Below are 20,135 nucleotides of genomic sequence, written 5' to 3'. Positions count from 1 at the left end.
GAGAACACAAAGGTGAGCCATGTCACTTTCCCCCTTACGGTTATTCCACTCCCACCAAAGATGAGAAGAGGAACAAATGCGTCGATCGAAAGCACTGCGCGCCATTGCCGTCGCTGCAGGCCTAATGATTGCAGCCACCGGATGTGGCGCTACCAGCGGAACCGGAGCTAAAACCGAAAACTCCGCAGGATCCAGCTCCGGCCCCTTGACCGGACTGCGGATTATGGTTCCCAACACGGCAGGTGGCGGATATGACACCACCGCACGCACCGCAGCCAAGGTTATGAATGACACCAAAACCGCCACCAACACCGAGGTATTCAACCTTGCCGGCGCTGGCGGAACAGTGGGCTTGGCCCGTTTGGTGAATGAAAAGGGCAACAAAGACCTCACCATGCTGATGGGCTTGGGCGTGGTTGGCGCCAGCTACACCAACAAGTCCGAGGCCAAACTGACTGACACCACCCCCTTGGCCCGCCTCATCCAAGAGCCTGGCGCCATCATGGTTTCCAAGGACTCGCCTTACAAAACCATCGATGACCTGGTCACCGCGTGGAAAGCCGATCCCAAAAAGATCTCAGTTGGCGGCGGATCCAGCGCTGGCGGTCCTGACCACTTGCTCCCCATGCAGCTTGCACAGGCAGTGGGTATTGAGCCCAAGAATGTTAACTTCGTTTCCTTCGACGGCGGTGGAGACCTGCTGCCGGCCATTCTGGGCAACAAGCTGGGCTTCGCAGCATCCGGTGCTGGCGAATACATCCAGCAGATCAAGACCGGTCAGATCCGCGTTCTGGCAACCAGTGGTGCCGAGCGGCTCGAGGGCGTTGACGCTCCCACGCTGAAAGAATCCAAGATTGATCTGGAATTTAGCAACTGGCGCGGCATTGTGGCCCCTCCAGGTGTTTCCGAAGCTGACCAAGCCAACATTGTTGCTGCACTGACCAAGATGCACGGCAGCGAAGAATGGAAGAAGGCTCTTAAGGACCACGGCTGGACCGATGCTTTTATGACCGGCGACGAGTTCAAGACCTTCCTCACGGACCAAGACAAGCGCGTAGCTGACGTGCTGTCGCAGTTGGGTCTCGCGTGACCGAGCAAGCCCAGACCGGGACTTCCCGGGTCAAAAACCGCGCCGAGCTGGGCATTGCCGCCCTGCTCGGCGCGGTTGGCGCCGTAGTCCTAGTAGACGCCTCCCGCATTGTTGTCCCCTACTCACAATCGGACCCCGTAGGTCCGCGCACCATGCCGCTAATCATCGGCGCGCTCTTGCTCATCACCGCAGTAGCTCTAACAGTCAATGTGCTTCGCGGCGGCGCAGGTCAGGCAGAGGAGGGCGAGGACGTTGACCTCAGCCACTCCACGGACTGGAAAACAGTTCTTCCGCTAGTGGGTGCCTTTGTTCTGAACATTCTGCTGATTGACGTTGCAGGTTGGGTTATTTCCGGAACACTGCTTTTTTACGGCAGCGTCTGGGCACTCGGCAGCCGGCACTACCTCCGCGATGCAATCGTCTCGGTAGTTATGGCGCTTGGAACTTACTACGGTTTCTACTTCGGTCTGGGCATCAAACTGCCTGCCGGTATTTTGGCGGGAATTCTCTAACATGGACACTTTTAACCTCCTGATGCAGGGCTTCGCAACGGCCCTAACCCCCATGAACCTTCTGTACGCATGCATTGGCGTGCTGTTAGGTACCGCTGTTGGTGTTCTGCCCGGTATTGGTCCGGCCATGGCCGTGGCGCTATTGCTTCCCGTCACCTACAGCTTGGGCCCCACCAGCGCACTGATTATGTTTGCCGGTATCTACTACGGCGGTATGTATGGCGGATCCACCACATCCATCCTGCTGAACACCCCCGGCGAATCCTCCACCGTGATCACAGCGATCGAGGGCCACAAAATGGCCAAGGCTGGCCGGGCTGCTCAGGCGCTTGCTACAGCCGCGATCGGATCATTTGTTGCAGGCACCATCGGTACAGCATTGCTGGCCGTGTGCGCCCCCTTTGTAGTGAAGTTCGCGGTCAGTTTGGGCCCCTCCAGCTACCTCGCCATCATGATTCTGGGCCTGCTCACCGTGACGGCCGTGCTTGGTTCCTCAAAGATCCGCGGGTTCGCCTCGCTCGGCCTTGGCTTGGCAATCGGCCTGATTGGCATGGACCCGGTAACCGGGCAGCAACGCCTCGTATTTGGCCTCCCACTCTTAAGCGACGGAATCGACATTGTGGTGGTGGCAGTTGCCATCTTTGCAGTAGGTGAAGCGCTGTGGATTGCCGCGCACTTGCGCCGCAAAAAAACCACTACCATCCCTGTGGGCCAGCCCTGGATGGGCAAAGAGGACTGGAAACGTTCCTGGAAGCCGTGGCTACGCGGAACCGCGCTGGGCTTCCCGTTCGGTGCCATGCCAGCTGGCGGCGCCGAGGTTCCCACCTTCCTCTCCTACGTGGTGGAGAAAAAACTCAGCAAACACAAGGAAGAATTCGGCCACGGTGCCATTGAAGGTGTGGCCGGCCCGGAAGCAGCAAATAACGCTTCAGCCGCTGGAACCTTGACACCTCTCTTGGCGCTTGGCCTGCCCACCAACGCCACAGCGGCAGTGATGCTCGCAGCCCTGGTGCAATTTGGCATCCAGCCCGGCCCGCTCCTTTTTGAAAACGAACCGGTGTTGGTCTGGGGCCTGATCGCGAGCCTCTTTATTGGCAACACCTTGCTGCTGCTGATCAATTTGCCCATGGCACCGTTGTGGGCAAAGTTGCTCCAAATCCCGCGCCCGTACCTCTATGCAGGGATCTTGTTCTTCGCCACCCTAGGCGCCTACGCCGTGAACCTCCAGGCCTTTGACCTGATGATTTTGCTGGTATTGGGTGCTCTCGGTTTCGCCATGCGACGCTTTGGGCTCCCCGTGCTGCCCCTGATTATCGGCCTCATCTTGGGCCCACGGATCGAAAGTCAATTACGTAAGGCGTTGCAGTTGAGCGCGGGCGATCCCGCCGGGCTCTTCAACGAACCCGTGGCAGTGGCGGTTTACATTCTTGTGGCACTGCTCTTGGCGGCGCCGTTTGTGATCCGTCTGATCCAGCACAAACGGCTCGCAATCGCCTAGCGGAACCACTATCGGCTGAAACCTTAAACACGTACGACGTCGGCCCGCACCTATGAGGTGCGGGCCGACGTCGTACTGTGGCTTAGTTGGCGCTGGGTTTGCTTTAGCGCTGTGCGGTTTATCCGAAGCGGCCAGAAACGTAATCTTCGGTGGCCTTCTGGGAAGGGTTATTGAAGATAGTGGACGTCTCAGCGAACTCAATCAGCTTGCCGGGCTTACCGGTGCCAGCGATGTTGAAGAACGCGGTCTTGTCAGAAACACGAGCTGCCTGCTGCATGTTGTGAGTCACGATCACCACCGTGTACTGATCCTTGAGCTCGTTGATGAGGTCCTCAACGGCCAAAGTGGAGATCGGGTCAAGCGCCGAGCAAGGCTCATCCATCAGGATGACCTGAGGTTCCACAGCGATGGCACGCGCAATACACAGTCGCTGCTGCTGACCACCTGAGAGGCCAGAACCGGGCTTCTCCAAACGGTCCTTGACCTCATTCCAAAGGTTAGCCCCGCGCAATGACTTCTCCACCAACGCGTCAGCAGCACCCTTGGAAATGCGCTGGTTGTTCAGCTTCACACCGGCCAGCACGTTGTCACGGATGGACATGGTGGGGAACGGGTTAGGACGCTGGAAGACCATACCAATCTGCGTGCGGACCGTTACCGGGTCAACACCAGGGCCGTAGAGGTTGTCCCCGTCAAGGAGGACCTCACCCTCAACACGCGCGCCCGGGATCACCTCGTGCATACGGTTCAAGGTGCGCAAAAAGGTGGACTTACCGCAGCCCGAAGGGCCAATAAAAGCCGTAACGGACTTAGCCTCAATGTTGATGTTGATGTCTTCAACGGCCAAGAATTTACCGTAGTAGACGTTCAAGTCCTTGACGTCGATGCGCTTAGACATGGAGTTCCTTCACTAACTGGAGGTCTGCAAAAAGATGTTGGGAAACCAGCTCAGCGGCCGGTCTTAGGAGCAAACATTCGGGCAATCAACCGTGCGGCAAGGTTCAAGATCATTACCAACAGGATAAGCACCAAGGCCGCACCCCAAGCGCGCTGATCCGAAGGCCCCGGGTTAGACGGTGACGTGGGGTTCAAGATTTGGGTGTAGATGAAGGTAGGCAGCGAAGCCATCCAACCACCAAAAACGTTGTTGTTGATGCTCGTTGCAAATCCCGCGGTGACCAGAATCGGGGCGGTCTCACCAATAACGCGAGCAATCGCCAAGGTGACGCCAGATGCGATACCTGAGATCGCCGTCGGAATAACCACCTTGAGAATGGTGCGCCATTTACGAACACCGAGCGCGTACGCCGCCTCGCGGAGCTCGTTGGGGACGATCTTGAGCATTTCCTCACTGGAGCGCACCACTACTGGGATCATCAACACCGAAAGTGCGACGGCGGCAACGGCGCCGGTTTTGGTGCCCGGCCCCACTACGGCGAAGAAGAAGGCTGCGGCGAACAAACCGGCCACGATCGAGGGGATACCGGTCATCACATCAACAAAGAAGGTGATGGTGCGGGCCAAGACTTTATCGTTGCCGTATTCCACCAGGTAGATCGCGGTGAGCAAGCCAACCGGCACGGAAATGATGGTGGCCAGAAGAGTGATCTGCACGGTACCCAAAAGCGCGTGGTAAACACCGCCCAGAACCTTAGTTCCGTTCTCAACAGCCTTGTTGTCCGACGCTCCGGTCACACCGTTCATGGAGGTGCCCAAAAAGCCCGGTGTAAGAAGCCCCGGAATACCATTGACCAAAACGGTCCAGATAACCGAAACCAGCGGCAAGAGGGCAATCAAGAATGAGCCGTAAACCAAGCAGGTGGCCAAACGGTCTTTCGCTTTACGTGAGCCCTCAACTGCTGCACTCCAAGACACCAAACCAATGGTGAACAAGATGGCGGCAACAACACCCCACCCGAAAGCGTTGAAACCAATCAGTGCCAAGATCGCAGCCGAAACAATCACTGCCGCTGCCAAGACAATCCAAGGAGCGTACTTGGGCAACTGGCCCTTGGTCAGGGCCGATCGTTTCCGCCCAGTGGTGAGTGTGGTGCTCATTTAGTTAGCTCCCGAGAATTCTTTGTGCCGGGTGATAATCCAGCGAGCGATCATGTTCACGCCGAGAGTGATCACAAAGAGGACCAAGCCCGCGGCGATCAGTGTGTTGACCTTGATACCGCCCGCTTCCGGGAAGTTCAGCGCGATCTCGGCGGCGATGGTCTGGTTGCCCGACTGGATCAAGCTGGCGGTAAGGGCGCCGGAGGACAGGACCAGGGCGACGGCCATGGTCTCACCGAGCGCGCGGCCAAGACCCAGCATGACGGCGCTGATGATGCCCGGACGGCCGAACGGCAGCACGGCCATCCGGATCATTTCCCAGCGTGTGGCGCCAAGGGCCAGGGCGGCTTCCTCGTGCAGCTTGGGGGTTTGCAGGAAGATCTCACGGGACAGCGAGGTGATGATCGGCAGGACCATGACGGCCAGCACGATGCCCGCCGTCAGGATGGTCTTGCCGGTGGCCGAGGCCGGACCCTGGAAGATGGGCAGCCAGCCCAGGTTGGCAGCCAGCCAGTTGTAGGACGGGGAAATTTCCTTGGCCAGGAACGCCGCACCCCAGGCGCCGTAAACCACCGACGGGATGGCGGCCAGCAGGTCGATCACGTAGCCGAGGCCGGACGCGAGTCCGCGGGGCGCGAAGTGGGAGATGAAGAGCGCGACGCCGATCGCGATAGGGGTTGCGATCACGAGGGCGATCCCGGCGGCGATCAGGGTTCCGATCACAATCGGCCAGATGTAGGAGAAGAAGCCGTTGCCGCCCTGGATTTTGTCCGGCGACGCCACCAGGGCAGGCACCGACTGAATCACCAGAAAGAGCGCCACGCCGAACAGCACGGCCAGGATCAGACAGCCTGCGGCCAGGGTGGCTGCGGAAAAGACTTTGTCCCCGGCGCGGCCTGCGCCCCGGGACGAGGTCAAGGAGGTGGAGGTCACTTACGATCCTTCAGCTTCGATCTTCGCGACGGCTAACGGGCTTCGCCCGGCCGGCTGCGGTGAATCTTATGGTACTTCGGACAAACGCCTAGGTTCCCTGCCCCGGGCCGGCGGTCAGAAGCCGCCTTTTCGGAACAGGGAACCTTGGTCAGGCTGGTGTTACCACTATGCCTTGCGCATCAACGGATCCCTAGGCCTTGGCCTTGATGGACTCGATGGACTTCAGGGCCTTGTCCTGCAGCGTCTTGGACAGCGGAGCGGACTTCGCGGACTCGGCACCGGCCTTCTGCCCGGCGTCGGAGACGACGTAGCTTTCGAAGGCCTTGACCAGATCCGCGGTGGCTTGGGTGTCGTAGGTGGTGCACACGACGTGGAAGGAGACCAGCACGATCGGGTAGGCGCCCGCGATCGTAGTCTTGCGGTCCAGCTTGATGGAGAGGTCGTTGGCGTTCCGGCCCGCTACCGGCGTGCCGGCGTCCACTGCCTTGGCGGCGGCTTCGGCGGAGATCTTGGTGAAGGAATCGCCCACCTTGATCTGGGCGACACCCATCTTGCCGCTGACGGCGGAGTCATCGGCGTAAGTCACGGCGCCGGGGGTGTCCGTGACGGTCTTGACGACGCCGGAGGTGCCCTTGGCGTTCTCACCCTTCAGGGACGCGGGCCAGTTGCCGGAGGACTTGTCGGTCCAGACGTCCGGCGCCGCGGCGGCGAGGTAGTCGGTGAAGTTCTGCGTGGTGCCGGAATCATCCGAGCGGTTCACGGGGGTGACCTTCAGGTCAGGCAGGTTGGCGCCGGGGTTCAGGGCGGCGATGGCGGGGTCGTTCCACTTGGCGACCTGGCCGCGGAAGATCTTCGCCACGGTGGGGGCGTCGAGCTTGAGGTCCTTGACGTCGGGCAGGTTGTAGGCCACAGCGATCGGGGAAATGTAAACGGGGATGTTGATGGCGCCGTCGGGGCCGCACTTGGCCTTGGACGCGGCGACTTCTTCATCCTTGAGGTATGCGTCGGAACCGGCGAACTGTGCCGAGCCGTCAATGATGGCCTTGCGGCCGGCGCCGGAGCCATCCGGGGAGTACTGCACGGTGGCGCCCGGGTTGGCGGAGGCAAAGTTGGTCTTCCAGGCGTCCATGGCCGCGCCCTGCGCGGATGAGCCAACGCCGGTCAACGTACCGGTGACCTTGGGGCCGGAAGCGCTCGGGGCGCCCGTGGCTGCGGTGTTGGTTGCGTTGTCGGAACCGCAAGCGGTCAGCGCGAGAGCGCCGGCTGCAATTACAGCGAGAGCCGCGTGGCGGCCGAAGCGAAATGTCTTCACTAGATGAACCCCTTCCAGGGTGTTTTCGATGCGAGCCGAACCGGCGTGAACCGGGCGCCTCCTGAGAACAGGAGCAGTTTTTCGGTAGTGCGTACTTTTGTACCTTCAACGAAGTTATGGGGCATAGGTAACGGAATTCACGGCCCAAGGTGAACGGAGGGTTAACTCGACGTGTTACCTTGCTTACACATTTAGCGCCACGATAGCAATACCCTTGCCGTCAAACTTATTGACAGTATGTGAACTGCCCCGCGTACGATCGTCAACAAATAGACTTAGCCCATGGCCCCAGCGACCGGACTACCCGCCCTCCGCAAACACTTGAGTAAACGGTTTCACACCGGTGCCGTGCGCAGCCGGAATTCCGTTGTTCCAGCGCTACAAATGACCATTTGCGCAGTCGCCGCCTACGCCTTCGCAGAATACGTGTTGGGGCATACCGGCCCACTCTTCGCCGCAACCTCATCCCTCATTGCCTTGGGATTTTCTCGTGAACCGCGGCTGCGCCGCGTTATTGAAGTAGGACTCGGCTGCACACTGGGCATCGTTGTAGGCGATTTACTACTCCACTGGCTGGGCGGCGGGATCTTGGTTGCCGCCGTCGTACTGTTCTTTTCCATCCTTCTTGCACGGTTCCTGGACAGCGGCAGCATCTTCACCACTCAATTGGGCTTGCAGTCACTCTTGGTAGTTTTGCTGCCGGCACCCGCCGGCGGGCCGTTTACCCGCAGTCTGGATGCCGTCGTCGGTGGCGTGTTTGCACTACTGGTCACCATGCTGGCCGCTAAAGACCCCCGGCGGGAGCCACGCCAGGACATGACCAAAATCCTCCGTGAATTTAGCTTAGTGCTGCGCGAATGCGCCACCTCGCTTCAGTCCAACGATTCAACTGCCGCGTGGCATGCCCTAGTTCGAGCCCGCAGTTGCCAGCCGCTTGTTGATTCGATGCGGCAAACACTGCGCGCCTCCGGAGAAGTCACCTCCATTGCCCCGGCGTATAGAAGGCACAAGGACGAGATCAATCGGCTCGAACACTCCTTGGAATTCGTTGACCTTGCACTGCGTAATTCGCGTGTTTTTGCGCGCCGTCTCACTAGTGCCATCAACCATGCAGCACTTTCCGACGCCGCCACCGAGAACATTGCCGAGGTTCTTGAGGAAACTGCCGACGCCATCGATGTGCTCGCTGCAGGCTTGTCCGCCACTGACGCCCGCGCACGGGAAGCACATGTCCGCAACGCCCGCCAAGACCTAGCCGCCGTGTCCTTGCGCCTACACCCACGCATGCTTGGTGTGGAACGGCTTGAGGGCGAAACCGTGGTGATGCTGTTCCGGCCACTGATGGTGGACCTCATGGAAGCATCCGGGATTGAAGCCGACGAGGCGCGAGGATATCTCCCCGAGCTGTAGACGCCATTGCCTTGTTTGTCAGCGGCCCCGGCTAGGCTGAATTTATGGCTAGTAAAACGACTCGCGGCAACAAAGCGCCTGCATATAAATGCTCCGAATGCGGCTGGACAACCGTCAAATGGGTGGGGCGTTGCGGCGAGTGCCAAGCGTGGGGAACCGTCGAGGAGGCCGGCGCCACAGTAGCCAGAACGACGGCGGCAACCACTGTTTTGCAGCCAGCGGTACCTATTGGTGAGGTGGACGCCACCACAGCGGCTTTTCTTCCCACCGGCGTTGATGAACTCGACCGCGTGTTGGGTGGCGGTTTGGTCCCCGGTGCGGTCATTTTGCTTGCCGGAGAGCCCGGGGTAGGCAAGTCAACGCTCCTACTAGATGTTGCTGCCAAGTTCGCACGTGGTGGGCGGGAAGTTTTGTACATCACGGGTGAGGAATCTGCCGCCCAAGTGAAACTGCGCGCAGAGCGGATCAACGCCGTCGCGGATTCACTGTATTTGTCAGCGGAAACTGACCTGGGCCAAGCCTTGGGACAGGTTGAACGGGTAGAGCCGCGCTTGTTGATTGTGGACTCCGTGCAAACGCTCAGCAGTGCTGACGTGGATGGCAGCGCCGGCGGTGTGTCCCAAGTACGCGAGGTTGCTGCGTCCCTGATTGCCTCCGCCAAACGCCGGAACATCACCACACTTTTGGTAGGGCATGTGACCAAGGACGGGTCCATTGCCGGGCCGCGCTTGTTGGAGCACCTGGTTGATGTGGTGTGCCAATTTGAAGGCGAGAGGCACTCCCGGCTGCGCCTGCTGCGCGCCGTGAAGAACCGCTACGGGCCCACGGATGAAGTGGGCTGTTTTGATCTGAACGAGGATGGAATTGAAGGCCTGGCTGATCCCAGCGGGCTTTTTGTTTCGCGAACAAAAGAACCAGTTTCCGGAACCTGCATTACGGTGACGCTCGAGGGGCGTCGACCGCTCCTCGCTGAGGTTCAGGCCTTGTTAGCCGAGTCCCCAAACTCCCAACCGCGCCGGGCAACAAGTGGGTTGGATAGTTCGCGAGTGGCCATGCTGCTGGCGGTTTTGCAGCAGCGCGCGGGATGCCTATTGCACAAGGACGATTCCTATGTGGCCACGGTGGGCGGGGTGAAACTGAGCGAACCGGCCACTGATCTTGCCGTGGCTCTTGCCGTGGCCAGCGCCAAGGCCAAGAAGGCGCTGCCACAAAAGCTTATTGCTTTCGGCGAGGTGGGTTTGGCGGGTGAAGTGCGGCCTGTTCCCGGGATCAACCAGCGCATTCAAGAAGCTCACCGGCTCGGATTCACGCATGCTGTTGTGCCATCAAGCCCCAACGGACCCGGCCCAGTTCCGGCAGGTTTCTCGGTGCGCGAAGTGGGCCACCTCGCCGAAGCCCTGGACCTTCTCATCGGCAACTAATTTCCGCCGAGGTCGGTGCATAGCGTCGTTTTCCCGGTTAATTTGCGGGGAGCTCGCGGCGTTGCACCGACCTCGCGCGCGGCTGGGATACTTTTCGCATGAGCACCCCAGCAAAAGCAGCCTCCACGCAGGACGTTTTCACCCAACCGCTGCGCGAGCAGTTCGAGGCGTTTATCGACGATCACCGAAACGCTTTAGCCGCGAGTCTAGATTCGCTCACCGAAGAACAAGTACGACGACGGCTGGTGCCTTCGAGGACAACCCTCCTAGGACTGGTGAAACACGCCAGCTTTGTGGAACAGGTGTGGTTCAACGAGGCAATTACTGGCCGGAGCAGAGCCGAGATTGGCATCCCGGCTACTCCCGACGAGTCATTTGTTTTGACCTCTGAAGACACCATTGATTCGGTCCTGGCGGCCTACCAAAGTGCCTGCGACGCATCACGTGCTGCAACAGCGGAGCTCAGTTTGGACGATCTAGTCATCCACAACCGCCGAGGACCCTTGCCGCTGCGCTGGATCTACCTGCATGTGCTGCGCGAGCTAGCCCAACATTGTGGGCACGCCGACATCCTCAGGGAGCAAATCATCGCCGTCGATTCACCCCTGCCAGCCCGCGAAGTCGGTGCATAGCGCCGAAATCCCCTGACATTTGCGGGGAGCTCGCAGCGTTGCACCGACCTCGGCGAAGAGTCCAGCCCAGGGTTCGGCGGAAGGAATCGGCGTGGCGTGGGTGGTAGGTGCTGCTAGAACTGCGGGCGTTCGCTACCGATGCTCTCGAGAACCAAATCCGGGTAGTTCTTCTGAATGCGGCGAAGCGCCCAAATATCGTTAAACAGGGCCAAGTACTCCCCGTCGGAACGCAAAAGCACCTCGGCGCCAACCACATTCGCCAGTACAGGCATGGTGTCCAGCGTGGTGAGCCGAGCCATGGAGTACGGCAAACGTTCTAGGCGCATCGGAGCGTTAAAGTCGTGCTCCATCCGGTCCTGCACCACCTCAAACTGCATGGGACCAACGGCCGCAAGAACCGGTGCTTGGTCGCCACGAATGTCTGAGCGCAGAACCTGGATAACACCTTCGTGTTCCAGCTGCTCAATTCCCCGGCGGAACTGCTTGAACTTGCTGGGGTCCTTGGACCGGGCAACCTGGAAGTGTTCAGGAGCGAAGAGCGGGATGGCCGGAAATTCCACCGGCTGCTCAATAAACAGGCTGTCCCCCACGCGCAAGGATGAGGCGTTGACCAAACCCACAACGTCGCCGGGGAAGGCCTCATCAATAACTTCACGTTCGCGGCCAAAAACTTGTTGAGCGTACTTAGTGGCGAAAGATTTGTTGGTGCGCCCTTGAGTGACCACCATGCCGCGCTCAAACTTGCCCGAGCACACACGAATAAAGGCAACGTGGTCACGGTGGGCCTTGTTCATACCGGCCTGCACCTTAAAGACAAAGCCAGAGAACGGTGCGTCAACTGGCCGAGTTTCTCCCGTAACGTCGGGGCGGGGTGAGGCCTGGGGAGCAAAATCCACCAGAGCATCGAGGATTTCCTTAACACCAAAGTTCAGTGCTGCGGAGCTGAAGAGGACAGGAGTTGCCTTACCTGCATGGAATTCATCAACGTTGAAGGCCAGGTTGGAATCGATGACCAATTCCGCCTCATCCACCGCGTTCTCCCAGTCCGCACCTTGATTTTCAAGGGCCTGTTCTGGGGTGAAGTATTCGGTAATGGCAATGTTTGCACCAGCGTTGTTGCGCTTGAACTGGGCAAAGCGATCGTTGCGCAAATCCCAAACACCACGGAAATCCCCCGAGATACCAACGGCCCAGGTCAAAGGCATTGGCAACAAACCGGTTCGTTCAGTGATCTCGTCCATCAATGCCAAAGCGTCCAGACCCGGCCGGTCCCACTTGTTGATCACCGTAATGATGGGCAGATTGCGCTGCTTACACACTTCAAAGAGCTTCATGGTCTGCGTTTCGAGGCCTTTAGCTGCATCCACAAGCATCACTGCACAGTCCACGGCAGCGAGTACACGGTAGGTATCTTCAGAGAAGTCGGCGTGACCTGGCGTATCCAAGAGGTTGATCACAGTGTCCCGGTAATCAAACTGCAGCGCAGCGGAGCTGATGGAAATACCGCGGTCCTGCTCCATCTGCATCCAGTCCGAGACTGTCTCTTTACGGTTGGCTTTACCCGAGGACGCACCGGCGGTGCCGATGACCTTCGCGTGAAGTGCCAGCGCTTCGGTGAGAGTCGACTTTCCGGCGTCAGGGTGGGAGATAACCGCAAAGGTACGACGACGGGCCGCTTGCTTTTCGATTTCGTTGCCACGGACTGGGCGGAGGATGTCTTGAGACACGGTGCTGCTTTCGCTACGGGAGTGCTGTGAACTGGGCGCCGGCCATGGGCCGAAATCGCGTGGCGGCGGGAATCTCAAGTTTAGCGCAGGCACCCAAATGGGCCTCCCGACGTCGTACATTGCAGTGCACTAAAGGGGTGCACCTGCAAAAGTCTTTTGGGGCACTTTGCCTAGCACTGGTGCGGTTTTGGGGTGGGTCAGGCCGTATGATTGTTCAAGGCGAGTCCAAGGCACTTTTGGATTCCACAAAGTCGCGGCCTATCTGGCCGCCTGAGCCGGCCGATCCGGCAACGGTGGAGGAACACAAATATGGCGCGCACGCCTGAAGAATCGCTCAAAGCAACGTTGGCACGCGTTGCCCCAGGCACCCCGTTGCGTGACGGTCTTGAACGAATCCTGCGCGGCCGCACCGGTGCGCTGATTGTGCTCGGCTCGGACCGAACAATTGACTCAATTTGTTCCGGTGGATTCGACATTGGAATCGATTTTTCGCCAACCCGACTGCGTGAACTTGCCAAAATGGACGGCGCCATTGTGTGCGACCGGGATGCAAGCAACATTCTGCGCGCCGCTGTCCAGTTGGTCCCGGATTCCAGCATCGAAACGCAAGAATCTGGTACGCGCCACCGCACAGCTGAGCGAGTTGCCATCCAGACCGGTGTCCCTGTGGTTTCGGTTAGCCAATCTATGCAGATCATCGCGCTGTACGTCAACGGTTTGCGCCACGTGTTGGAGGGCTCTGAGAAGGTTTTGGCACGCGCCAACCAAGCCCTAGCAACGTTGGAGCGTTACCGTTCGCGCTTGGATCAGGTCACAAGTTCACTTTCTGCCCTCGAAATCGAAGCAATGGTGACTGTCCGCGACGTGGCAATCACGCTGCAACGCCAAGAGATGGTGCGGCGCATTTCCGAGGAGATCTCGCAATACGTTCTGGAACTTGGTGTTGACGGGCGTCTTCTGTCCTTGCAATTGGATGAGCTGACGGTGGGCCGCGGCCCGGGTTCGGACGTCATCATCCGCGATTACGCCGGCGCTGAGGCTTCAGCTGAAGACGTAGAAGCGGCGGTTCAGAAACTCTTGGATCTTGGCGCCTCGGAACTGATTGATCTGGGCAAAATTGCCGGAATCATCGGTTTTGCTGGCGGTGTGGACACGCTCGACGCCATTGTGCAGCCGCGTGGTTACCGTTTGTTGTCCGGTCTTAAGGCTGTTCCGAAGGCCGTTGCCGACCGTCTGGTGGATCATTTCGGCGGGCTGCAATACCTCATGGCCGCAACCATCGAAGACTTGATGACCGTGGACGGCATTGGCGAGCAGCGTGCCCGCACCGTCCGCGAGGGGCTCAGCCGTATGGCCGAGGCGAGCCTGCTAGACCGGTTCCTCTAAACCCGGCTCTAATAAAGCCGCCTTACTTCAGCTGAAAAGGTGCCTTGGGGCTGGTTCGTGTACCCAAGGTGGCCTGAAAAATATAGGTGGCCCCACCAGCTCCGGGCGTTGCGTTGACAGCTACACACCCTTCAGCGGATCGGTTTCGTTCCCACACAAAGGTGGCAGTTTCTGATGCGCCGGGAGCGAGTGTTTTGCTCAGATTGGTGGGGTTCGCGAGGCAGTCCCGCGAGCTAAAGATCCGGTCTTGGCCGCTGGAGATCAGGAATTCCATTTGCGAGGTTCCAAGGTTTAGCGGGCAGGCAACCTTTCCCTCGTTGGAGACTTTGAGCGTCAACTTGGGTTTCTCGTTGGCTGCATAGCTTTCTTTGTCCGTGCTCGCCGTGACCTTGACTAGGCCTTCGTCGCATACCGGCGTTTTGGGTGCTGTTGCAGTAGGGCTGGGGCTTTGGGCCGTATTCGAGCTGGCTGGGTTGGCGTTTTCCTCGCCATTGCTGCGGGTCGTGGCGGAAATTGCGACGACGGCACCCACCACGAGCGCCACAATCACCAGCAGGATCAAAACCAGAAAAAGCCGACGGCGACGGTAGACTGCTGCGCTCGGCTTGCGCTTGGATGATGTGCCGCGGGATGAATTGCCGCGGGGTGCGCGCGCCGGTGTTTTTGAGTTGTCCTGCCTAGCCATGGTTACAAGGTTAAGTAGCGTATGGCACTAAATCCGCCAACCACGCCGCCGCGAGAGGCAAATCACCGCCAGAACAGGCGAGGACTATACGAGTGTCACCTTTATGCTGGCAATCACGGTGCGCAACTCATTGAGGAGGGACTCATCAGCGCCCAGGGGGCAGCTGCCGTTGAGTTGGATGAGGTCAATTGCCCCTCCGTTTTCCACACCAGCAACGGCTACCAGCTGCACGAGTGTTCCCGCTTGTGGGTGCTGGTAACCAACCTCGTGCACAAACCAACGCAGCCCGTTCAGTTCAACATAGGCGGAGTCAATAGGCTCTGCGCCATCGAGGTCCTTGAGGGTTGCTTCAATAACCGGGGCTAGTTCCTCGAGTTTGAAGTCTGGTCCGCGGCGGGTTACGGACAATACAATGTTCGGTGCGTAGCGGCCTTCCGTAACTGTCTTAACAAGTGCTCCGAGCGCGTCCGGCATGGCACGTTTGGTCCAGTCGCTGGGCAGCTCCGCAGCAATGTGCGGGTAGGCCGGTAGTTCTGTTGACGGGAAGATTGTTTCAGTCATGTGGTGTTTCCTCACTTCTGCTCAGGACGTATTCGGTGCTACCCAAGGACTTGTTTCTTCACAAAGCTGCCAAAACCAGTTACTGATTCGAGGGCGCGCGGTGCGCTGATGTCCACTGACACACCGCCACCAAGGCCAACAACGTCTGTTAGCTTGGCGCCAATGGCAATCTTAACCCCGCCCGCTTGGGGTGAAATGTCAAAGGTCTCTCCTTCGCCGGCCCCAGCTGCGACCGACCCCTTAACACCTACACGTTGACCCAGGATTTCGGTGTACTGGGTTCGTTCGGCTTCTGCCCCAGCCCCAGCATCGGTTCCCGAAGCGCTCCACTTACCGCCTCCATCACCTGATTCCCAGCCCGCGCCGGGGGTTCCTGCACTGGCCCAAGCGCCAGCTTTGGCGTCTGTTTCTCCGCCAACTTTGAACAGGCCGCCTAAGAACGACGCTTCTTTGGTGTCAGTTGAGCGCACACCTGCGAATGCTTCAACATTGCCGGTGGCTTGCATACCGCCGGGCCCCATCCGAACGTCTCCGTCACCCTTGACTTCAGCGCCGTACATCACTCTGTTGGTGTCCGTCACAACCAGCCAATTGTCGGCCAAGCTGGTGGTTTTAGTTGATTTCACTTCGGCCCCAACAAAGGCTTCACCGTGGACTTCGCCGTTGATTCCGTCCAAGCCTAGGTGCAATTTGCCGTCCGTGGAGGCCCGTGCTCCAACAAACCCTTCGGTGGTGTCACTAAATTTGACCGGCCCGTTTTGATATGTGGTGTCTGCTTTAGCGCCGTACCCGGCGCGCGCGTCGGCTTTGCCGTCAAGGTTTAGGTTTGTGCCGTCTCGTTTGATGTGCCCATCCGCGGAGGCGTCCGTCCCGGAGGTATTGGTGACAGTGGTTTGCCCGTTGCCGCCGAGCAAGGACCACTTTTTGTCCACCAAAATGGGGTTGCCGTCTTTGTCCTTCACTACAACTTTGGTGGAGTCGCCGGGGCCGGCGCCGGGGCCACTGACAGGGCCTCCGCCCGAACCGGAGCTACTGCCGCCAGTTCCGCCGCTAGCAGCATTTGAGCTTTGAGCCTGTTCCTCAGCGTTTTTCTTGAGCGCTTTGGCCTCTTTTTGCAACGCGAGGGCAGAGTTGTTGAGCTGTTGACGCAGATTGCTGCGCCATTGTGCCCGGAAGCGTTCGGCGTCGTTGCCTTTCCACATGTCCGACTTTTCAACCATTTGGTTCAGCTGTTGCGCGAGTCTGCGGAAGGTGCTGGCTGACTTGTCAAAATCGCCTGCGAGCGCCTTGAGCTGTTCAACGTCCGCGCCGTAGAAGCCTGCCATCGATTTCCCCCATCCATTCCTGCTCCACGCTCGCGACTTTCGCTCTTCAAATAGAGTGGATACATCGAAACTATTACACCCTCACTCACCCCGTCGATGGGTACCACTTCCCATCTCAGCAGCGTCCCGGAGCCGGCCACGCTGAGTTTGCTGCACAACAAACTCGCTGACTGGTTCCATAACAACGGCCGCGACCTACCCTGGCGGACATTGTTGAGGAACAGCCCTGAGTGTACTGCTTGGGGAATTTTGGTGAGCGAAATTATGCTCCAGCAAACCCCGGTGGTGAGGGTTTTGCCTGTGTGGGAACAGTGGATGCAACGCTGGCCAACACCCGATGCGCTGGCTGCCGAGCCCAGCGGTGAGGCAGTACGCGCATGGGGCCGGCTGGGCTACCCGCGCCGGGCCTTACGCTTACATGCCGCCGCAATAGCGATTACGGAAGAGTACGACGGCGAGGTCCCGGCTGCGTACCAAGACCTCCTTTCGCTCCCAGGCGTGGGTAGTTACACCGCTGCTGCTGTGTCAGCGTTCGCCTACGGGCGCCGCACTACCGTGGTGGATACGAATATTCGCCGGGTGCATGCCCGCTTAGTCTCAGGTACGGCGTTGCCGGCGCAATCTTTGACGGCGGCCGAAACTCAATTGGCGAATGAACTTCTGCCCGAAGATCCGGCCGAATCGGTGATGTGGAATGCGGCAGTCATGGAGCTTGGAGCCTTGATCTGCACCGCCCGATCACCCAAGTGTGCGCAGTGTCCGGTAGCTGCACAGTGTCAGTGGCGCGCCCAAGGCGAGCCGCCGCCGTCGTACATTCCTAAAGGTCAGCCGTGGCACGGGACTGACCGGCAATTGCGTGGCGCAGTGATGGCTGTGTTGCGTGAAGCTGAGCAGCCGGTGGCCGAGGGTGCATTTTTTGTGGCTCCGGTGGATCTGCATTTGGATTCGGAGTGCATCTCGGTGCCTCTGGCGGCGTTGCATCGGCTTAATCCTGAGCCCGAACGGCTGGAACGCATCCTTGCTGGGCTGGTGAACGACGGTCTGGCCAAACGCTCCCCTGCCGGAATCCAACTCCCGAGCTAATTTCCCTCCGTCACCCCCGCCGAGTGTGCATTTAATGCCAATGTTCTGCGAAAACATCAGCATTAAATGCCAACTCGGCGGGGGGTGAGGACGGCTCAGGTGAGAAGGGCGAGTTGGCGGGGGGCTTAGAGTTCGCCGAAGCCCTCTTGGACTTTTTGGCCCACAAAGTCCACTGCTTTCTGCGCATCGGGCCCGGTGGCACGAACCGAAAGTGTGCTGCCCTGTTTCGCGGCCAAGCTCATCAACATCATGATCGATTGCGCGTCCACCCCGTTGATTTCAATCTCAACGTCCAGGGCTGAGAGCGCTCCGGCCAACACCGCGGCGGGCCGGGCGTGCAAGCCGAGCTGGTTGGGTAGAACGAACTCGCCGGTCACAGCCGGAGCAGTCTCGGCGAGCCCTGCACCAGTTGCACCGGAAGTGGCAGTGGCAGCAGCACCAAATCCCGCGGGCAGTAAAGCATGCTCAGCTGCGGACTTGACCTGCTCCAGCGTTCCGCCACCCTGGGCAGCCACAGCAGCAGCCACCAAACCTTCCACCAGGGGCGCGTCGGCCAGCAGGATATCCGGCGGAGAGCCAATGAACTCGAGCGCCGATTCGGCTGTCATCACAGCCGATCCCAAGTCAGTCAGGACCACCACACCACCACCTGATTCGGCGGAGCCCATGGCATCCATGACCAACTCCAGGCTGGTCCCAATTCGGCCATCATCCGTGCCACCGGCGGCCACAATTTTGACGTCCGGAGCCATTTGGGCGGCGAGTTCCACGGCACCTTCAGCGATTTTTGAACTGTGCGAGACCACTACCAAGCCCACCGTCATGCCGGAGCCCCAGCGTCAGCTGAATCTGCAGAGCCAGCTGCATCAACGGCTGCTCGCAACAACAAGGCAGTGGAGGCCGCACCTGGATCTCGATGCCCGGCGCTTCGCTCCCCCAAATAGCTAGCCCGCCCCTTGCGCGCCACCAGTGGGTCAGTCGCCACGGCACCAGCTTCGGCGGCAAGCGCTGCGGCTTCAAGGACAGCTACGACGCCGGATGGATCCTGCGCTGCGGCCTTTTGTGCCGCTTCGACCGCCGGAGTCCACGCGTCAATCATGGTTTTGTCACCCACTTCGGCTTTGCCGCGGGCAACAATGCCGTCGCGAGCTGCGGTAAGAGCGGTGGACAGCAACGTGCCGTCGAGCTCTGGCACCTCGCCCACCGCTGTAGCTGCACGCAAGAATGCTGTCCCGTAGAGGGGGCCGGCGGCCCCGCCCACCTTGGACATCAGCGTCATGGCGGTGAGTTTAAACGCGGCGCCGGGACTCTCAGGAGGCGTTTCGGAGAGCTTCTGGATAACTGCTTGGAAGCCGCGGTCCATGTTTTCGCCGTGATCAGCGTCGCCAATGGCCCTGTCCAAGTTCATCAGTTCCTCGCGGTGTGCGGCGATCACTTCGGCACAGCCCTGAAGCCAGCGGATAGCCCATCCTGTATCAAGTGTTGCTGTCATTTCACTTCCCCCAGCGCAGTGCTGCGGTGTGCACTGGCGCGTCCCAGAGTTGGGTCATTTCCTCGTCGAGTCGCAGCACAGAGATGGAGCAGCCCTGCATTTCGAGTGCGGTGATGTAGTTGCCCACCAGCGAGCGTTCCACGGTGACTCCGGCGTCGGCGAGCAGCGCATGTGCCTTGCGGTAGACGATGTATAGCTCGCTCAGTGGTGTCCCGCCCATTCCGTTGACAAAGAGCAGCACTTTCTCCCCGGACTTAAGCCCTAGATCAGAGGTGACTGGTTCTAGGAGGCGGGCGGTGATTCCATCAGCGTTTTCCATTGCGATCTTGTGCCGGCCAGGTTCGCCATGAATGCCGATTCCAATCTCAATCTCGTTCTCTTCGAGGTCAAAGCTGGGCACGCCTGCGTGTGGAACGGTGCATGCGGAGAGCGCCACACCCATAGTACGAACGTTCTCGTTGACTCTGTTTCCGATGGCCGCAACGGCGTCCAGGTCGTCGCCGCGTTCGGCCGCGGCGCCGGCAATTTTCTCAACCAAAACAGTGCCGCCCACCCCGCGCCGCCCGGCGGTGTAGAGCGAATCTTCTACCGCGACGTCGTCGTTCACTAAAACGGTGCGCACCTGTACGCCTTCCGCCTCCGCCATCTCCGCCGCGGTCTCAAAGTTGAGCACGTCACCGGTGTAGTTCTTCACAATATGTACGACGCCGGCACCTGAGTTAACGGCCAGAGTGGCCGGAATAATCTGGTCAGGTGTTGGGGAGGTGAAAACGGCGCCGGGCACTGCGGCGTCGAGCATTCCGAAGCCTACGTAACCGGCGTGAAGTGGTTCGTGGCCGCTACCGCCGCCGGAAACCAACCCGACTTTGCCGGCCACCGGCGCATCTTTGCGCGTGATGTACATCGGCTCGGTGTTAACTGTCACGAGGTCGGCGTGGGCTAGACCAAATCCCTCTACGGATTCGTCCACTACTGCACGCGGATCGTTGATAAGTTTTTTCATGGCGAAA

At 59.5% G+C, this 20,135-nt stretch carries 19 protein-coding genes; 8 read left to right on the top strand and 11 right to left on the bottom strand.

All coding sequences use genetic code 11. The annotated features are described in order from the left end of the window. Positions 1–76: 76 nt before the first annotated feature. From ACQQCD_RS07255 to ACQQCD_RS07245, 3 genes are read left to right on the top strand one after another with little or no spacing between them, the layout of a single operon-like run. Positions 77–1,090, top strand: coding sequence for a Bug family tripartite tricarboxylate transporter substrate binding protein (locus ACQQCD_RS07255; RefSeq protein WP_430267722.1), 1,014 nt, complete (start codon positions 77–79; stop codon positions 1,088–1,090). Next, positions 1,087–1,602, top strand: a complete 516-nt coding sequence (locus tag ACQQCD_RS07250; RefSeq protein WP_430267721.1) for a tripartite tricarboxylate transporter TctB family protein — start codon at positions 1,087–1,089, stop codon at positions 1,600–1,602. The genes ACQQCD_RS07255 and ACQQCD_RS07250 overlap by 4 nt, the downstream gene beginning before the upstream one ends. A gap of 1 nt (position 1,603) precedes the next feature. Next, the gene (locus ACQQCD_RS07245) at positions 1,604–3,100 is read left to right on the top strand and encodes a tripartite tricarboxylate transporter permease (RefSeq protein WP_430267720.1); all 1,497 of its coding nucleotides are present in this window, start codon (positions 1,604–1,606) and stop codon (positions 3,098–3,100) included. A 118-nt stretch (positions 3,101–3,218) separates the two neighbouring features. On the opposite strand, the gene pstB is transcribed toward ACQQCD_RS07245, so the two are convergent. From pstB to pstS, 4 genes are all read right to left on the bottom strand, one after another. After that, complete coding sequence (gene pstB / locus ACQQCD_RS07240) at positions 3,219–3,998, bottom strand: phosphate ABC transporter ATP-binding protein PstB (RefSeq protein ID WP_430267719.1); 780 nt, start codon at positions 3,996–3,998, stop codon at positions 3,219–3,221. Positions 3,999–4,048: 50 nt separating this feature from the next. Further along, positions 4,049–5,158, bottom strand: a complete 1,110-nt coding sequence (gene pstA, locus ACQQCD_RS07235; RefSeq protein WP_430267718.1) for a phosphate ABC transporter permease PstA — start codon at positions 5,156–5,158, stop codon at positions 4,049–4,051. Further along, positions 5,159–6,091 carry a phosphate ABC transporter permease subunit PstC gene (pstC, locus tag ACQQCD_RS07230; RefSeq protein ID WP_430267717.1) on the bottom strand — a complete coding sequence of 311 codons (933 nt, stop codon included), beginning with the start codon at positions 6,089–6,091 and terminating at the stop codon, positions 5,159–5,161. Positions 6,092–6,281: 190 nt separating this feature from the next. Continuing rightward, positions 6,282–7,403: a phosphate ABC transporter substrate-binding protein PstS gene (gene pstS, locus ACQQCD_RS07225; RefSeq protein ID WP_430267716.1), complete on the bottom strand. Its 1,122-nt coding sequence runs from the start codon at positions 7,401–7,403 to the stop codon at positions 6,282–6,284. Between the two features lie 282 nt (positions 7,404–7,685). Between pstS and ACQQCD_RS07220 the strand changes: the two genes are divergently transcribed. From ACQQCD_RS07220 to ACQQCD_RS07210, 3 genes are all read left to right on the top strand, one after another. Beyond that, positions 7,686–8,813: an FUSC family protein gene (locus tag ACQQCD_RS07220; protein ID WP_430267715.1), complete on the top strand. Its 1,128-nt coding sequence runs from the start codon at positions 7,686–7,688 to the stop codon at positions 8,811–8,813. Positions 8,814–8,857: 44 nt separating this feature from the next. Continuing rightward, entirely contained in the window at positions 8,858–10,234 is a 1,377-nt protein-coding gene (gene radA, locus ACQQCD_RS07215; RefSeq protein WP_430267714.1) for a DNA repair protein RadA, read from the top strand. Positions 10,235–10,332: 98 nt separating this feature from the next. After that, positions 10,333–10,866, top strand: a complete 534-nt coding sequence (locus ACQQCD_RS07210) for a DinB family protein (protein WP_430267713.1) — start codon at positions 10,333–10,335, stop codon at positions 10,864–10,866. Between the two features lie 113 nt (positions 10,867–10,979). Here ACQQCD_RS07210 and ACQQCD_RS07205 read toward each other — a convergent pair whose 3' ends face one another. Next, complete coding sequence (locus ACQQCD_RS07205; RefSeq protein WP_430267712.1) at positions 10,980–12,593, bottom strand: peptide chain release factor 3; 1,614 nt, start codon at positions 12,591–12,593, stop codon at positions 10,980–10,982. 309 nt (positions 12,594–12,902) lie between these two features. On the opposite strand from ACQQCD_RS07205, the gene disA reads away from it, so the two are divergent. After that, positions 12,903–13,979 carry a DNA integrity scanning diadenylate cyclase DisA gene (disA, locus tag ACQQCD_RS07200; protein WP_430267711.1) on the top strand — a complete coding sequence of 359 codons (1,077 nt, stop codon included), beginning with the start codon at positions 12,903–12,905 and terminating at the stop codon, positions 13,977–13,979. A 22-nt stretch (positions 13,980–14,001) separates the two neighbouring features. Here the strand turns inward: disA and ACQQCD_RS07195 are convergent, their stop codons facing one another. The 3 genes from ACQQCD_RS07195 to ACQQCD_RS07185 form a co-directional block, all read right to left on the bottom strand. Beyond that, positions 14,002–14,664, bottom strand: a complete 663-nt coding sequence (locus tag ACQQCD_RS07195) for a hypothetical protein (RefSeq protein WP_430267710.1) — start codon at positions 14,662–14,664, stop codon at positions 14,002–14,004. Between the two features lie 84 nt (positions 14,665–14,748). Continuing rightward, positions 14,749–15,225: a hypothetical protein gene (locus ACQQCD_RS07190; RefSeq protein ID WP_430267709.1), complete on the bottom strand. Its 477-nt coding sequence runs from the start codon at positions 15,223–15,225 to the stop codon at positions 14,749–14,751. Between the two features lie 38 nt (positions 15,226–15,263). Then, entirely contained in the window at positions 15,264–16,550 is a 1,287-nt protein-coding gene (locus tag ACQQCD_RS07185; protein WP_430267708.1) for a WXG100 family type VII secretion target, read from the bottom strand. A gap of 96 nt (positions 16,551–16,646) precedes the next feature. Between ACQQCD_RS07185 and ACQQCD_RS07180 the strand changes: the two genes are divergently transcribed. After that, positions 16,647–17,633, top strand: a complete 987-nt coding sequence (locus tag ACQQCD_RS07180) for an A/G-specific adenine glycosylase (RefSeq protein WP_430267707.1) — start codon at positions 16,647–16,649, stop codon at positions 17,631–17,633. A gap of 125 nt (positions 17,634–17,758) precedes the next feature. On the opposite strand, the gene dhaM is transcribed toward ACQQCD_RS07180, so the two are convergent. Genes dhaM through dhaK form a run of 3 tightly spaced genes read right to left on the bottom strand, consistent with a single transcriptional unit; the run spans position 17,759 to position 20,128 of the window. After that, positions 17,759–18,457, bottom strand: coding sequence for a dihydroxyacetone kinase phosphoryl donor subunit DhaM (gene dhaM / locus ACQQCD_RS07175; RefSeq protein ID WP_430267706.1), 699 nt, complete (start codon positions 18,455–18,457; stop codon positions 17,759–17,761). Beyond that, positions 18,454–19,125 (bottom strand): dihydroxyacetone kinase subunit DhaL, encoded by a 672-nt coding sequence (gene dhaL / locus ACQQCD_RS07170; protein WP_430267705.1) that lies wholly within the window; start codon positions 19,123–19,125, stop codon positions 18,454–18,456. Before dhaL ends, dhaM begins: the two co-directional genes overlap by 4 nt. A gap of 1 nt (position 19,126) precedes the next feature. Then, positions 19,127–20,128: a dihydroxyacetone kinase subunit DhaK gene (dhaK, locus tag ACQQCD_RS07165; protein WP_430267704.1), complete on the bottom strand. Its 1,002-nt coding sequence runs from the start codon at positions 20,126–20,128 to the stop codon at positions 19,127–19,129. Between the last annotated feature and the right edge of the window lie 7 nt (positions 20,129–20,135).

This window comes from Pseudarthrobacter sp. J1763, from assembly GCF_050490295.1.
GTDB lineage: Bacteria > Actinomycetota > Actinomycetes > Actinomycetales > Micrococcaceae > JBNPEO01.
The sequence above is the reverse complement of the archived record's forward strand: the minus strand, read 5'-3'. Positions and strand labels throughout refer to the sequence as shown.

Excerpts from the sequence above, each read along its gene's own strand:
- ACQQCD_RS07255 (WP_430267722.1), top strand. The coding sequence starts at position 77 with ATGCGTCGATCGAAAGCACTGCGCGCCATTGCCGTCGCTGCAGGCCTA.
- ACQQCD_RS07245 (WP_430267720.1), top strand. The coding sequence starts at position 1,604 with ATGGACACTTTTAACCTCCTGATGCAGGGCTTCGCAACGGCCCTAACC.
- pstB (WP_430267719.1), bottom strand. The coding sequence starts at position 3,998 with ATGTCTAAGCGCATCGACGTCAAGGACTTGAACGTCTACTACGGTAAA.
- pstA (WP_430267718.1), bottom strand. The coding sequence starts at position 5,158 with ATGAGCACCACACTCACCACTGGGCGGAAACGATCGGCCCTGACCAAG.
- ACQQCD_RS07220 (WP_430267715.1), top strand. The coding sequence starts at position 7,686 with ATGGCCCCAGCGACCGGACTACCCGCCCTCCGCAAACACTTGAGTAAA.
- radA (WP_430267714.1), top strand. The coding sequence starts at position 8,858 with ATGGCTAGTAAAACGACTCGCGGCAACAAAGCGCCTGCATATAAATGC.
- ACQQCD_RS07210 (WP_430267713.1), top strand. The coding sequence starts at position 10,333 with ATGAGCACCCCAGCAAAAGCAGCCTCCACGCAGGACGTTTTCACCCAA.
- disA (WP_430267711.1), top strand. The coding sequence starts at position 12,903 with ATGGCGCGCACGCCTGAAGAATCGCTCAAAGCAACGTTGGCACGCGTT.
- ACQQCD_RS07195 (WP_430267710.1), bottom strand. The coding sequence starts at position 14,664 with ATGGCTAGGCAGGACAACTCAAAAACACCGGCGCGCGCACCCCGCGGC.
- ACQQCD_RS07190 (WP_430267709.1), bottom strand. The coding sequence starts at position 15,225 with ATGACTGAAACAATCTTCCCGTCAACAGAACTACCGGCCTACCCGCAC.
- ACQQCD_RS07185 (WP_430267708.1), bottom strand. The coding sequence starts at position 16,550 with ATGGCAGGCTTCTACGGCGCGGACGTTGAACAGCTCAAGGCGCTCGCA.
- ACQQCD_RS07180 (WP_430267707.1), top strand. The coding sequence starts at position 16,647 with ATGGGTACCACTTCCCATCTCAGCAGCGTCCCGGAGCCGGCCACGCTG.
- dhaM (WP_430267706.1), bottom strand. The coding sequence starts at position 18,457 with ATGACGGTGGGCTTGGTAGTGGTCTCGCACAGTTCAAAAATCGCTGAA.
- dhaL (WP_430267705.1), bottom strand. The coding sequence starts at position 19,125 with ATGACAGCAACACTTGATACAGGATGGGCTATCCGCTGGCTTCAGGGC.
- dhaK (WP_430267704.1), bottom strand. The coding sequence starts at position 20,128 with ATGAAAAAACTTATCAACGATCCGCGTGCAGTAGTGGACGAATCCGTA.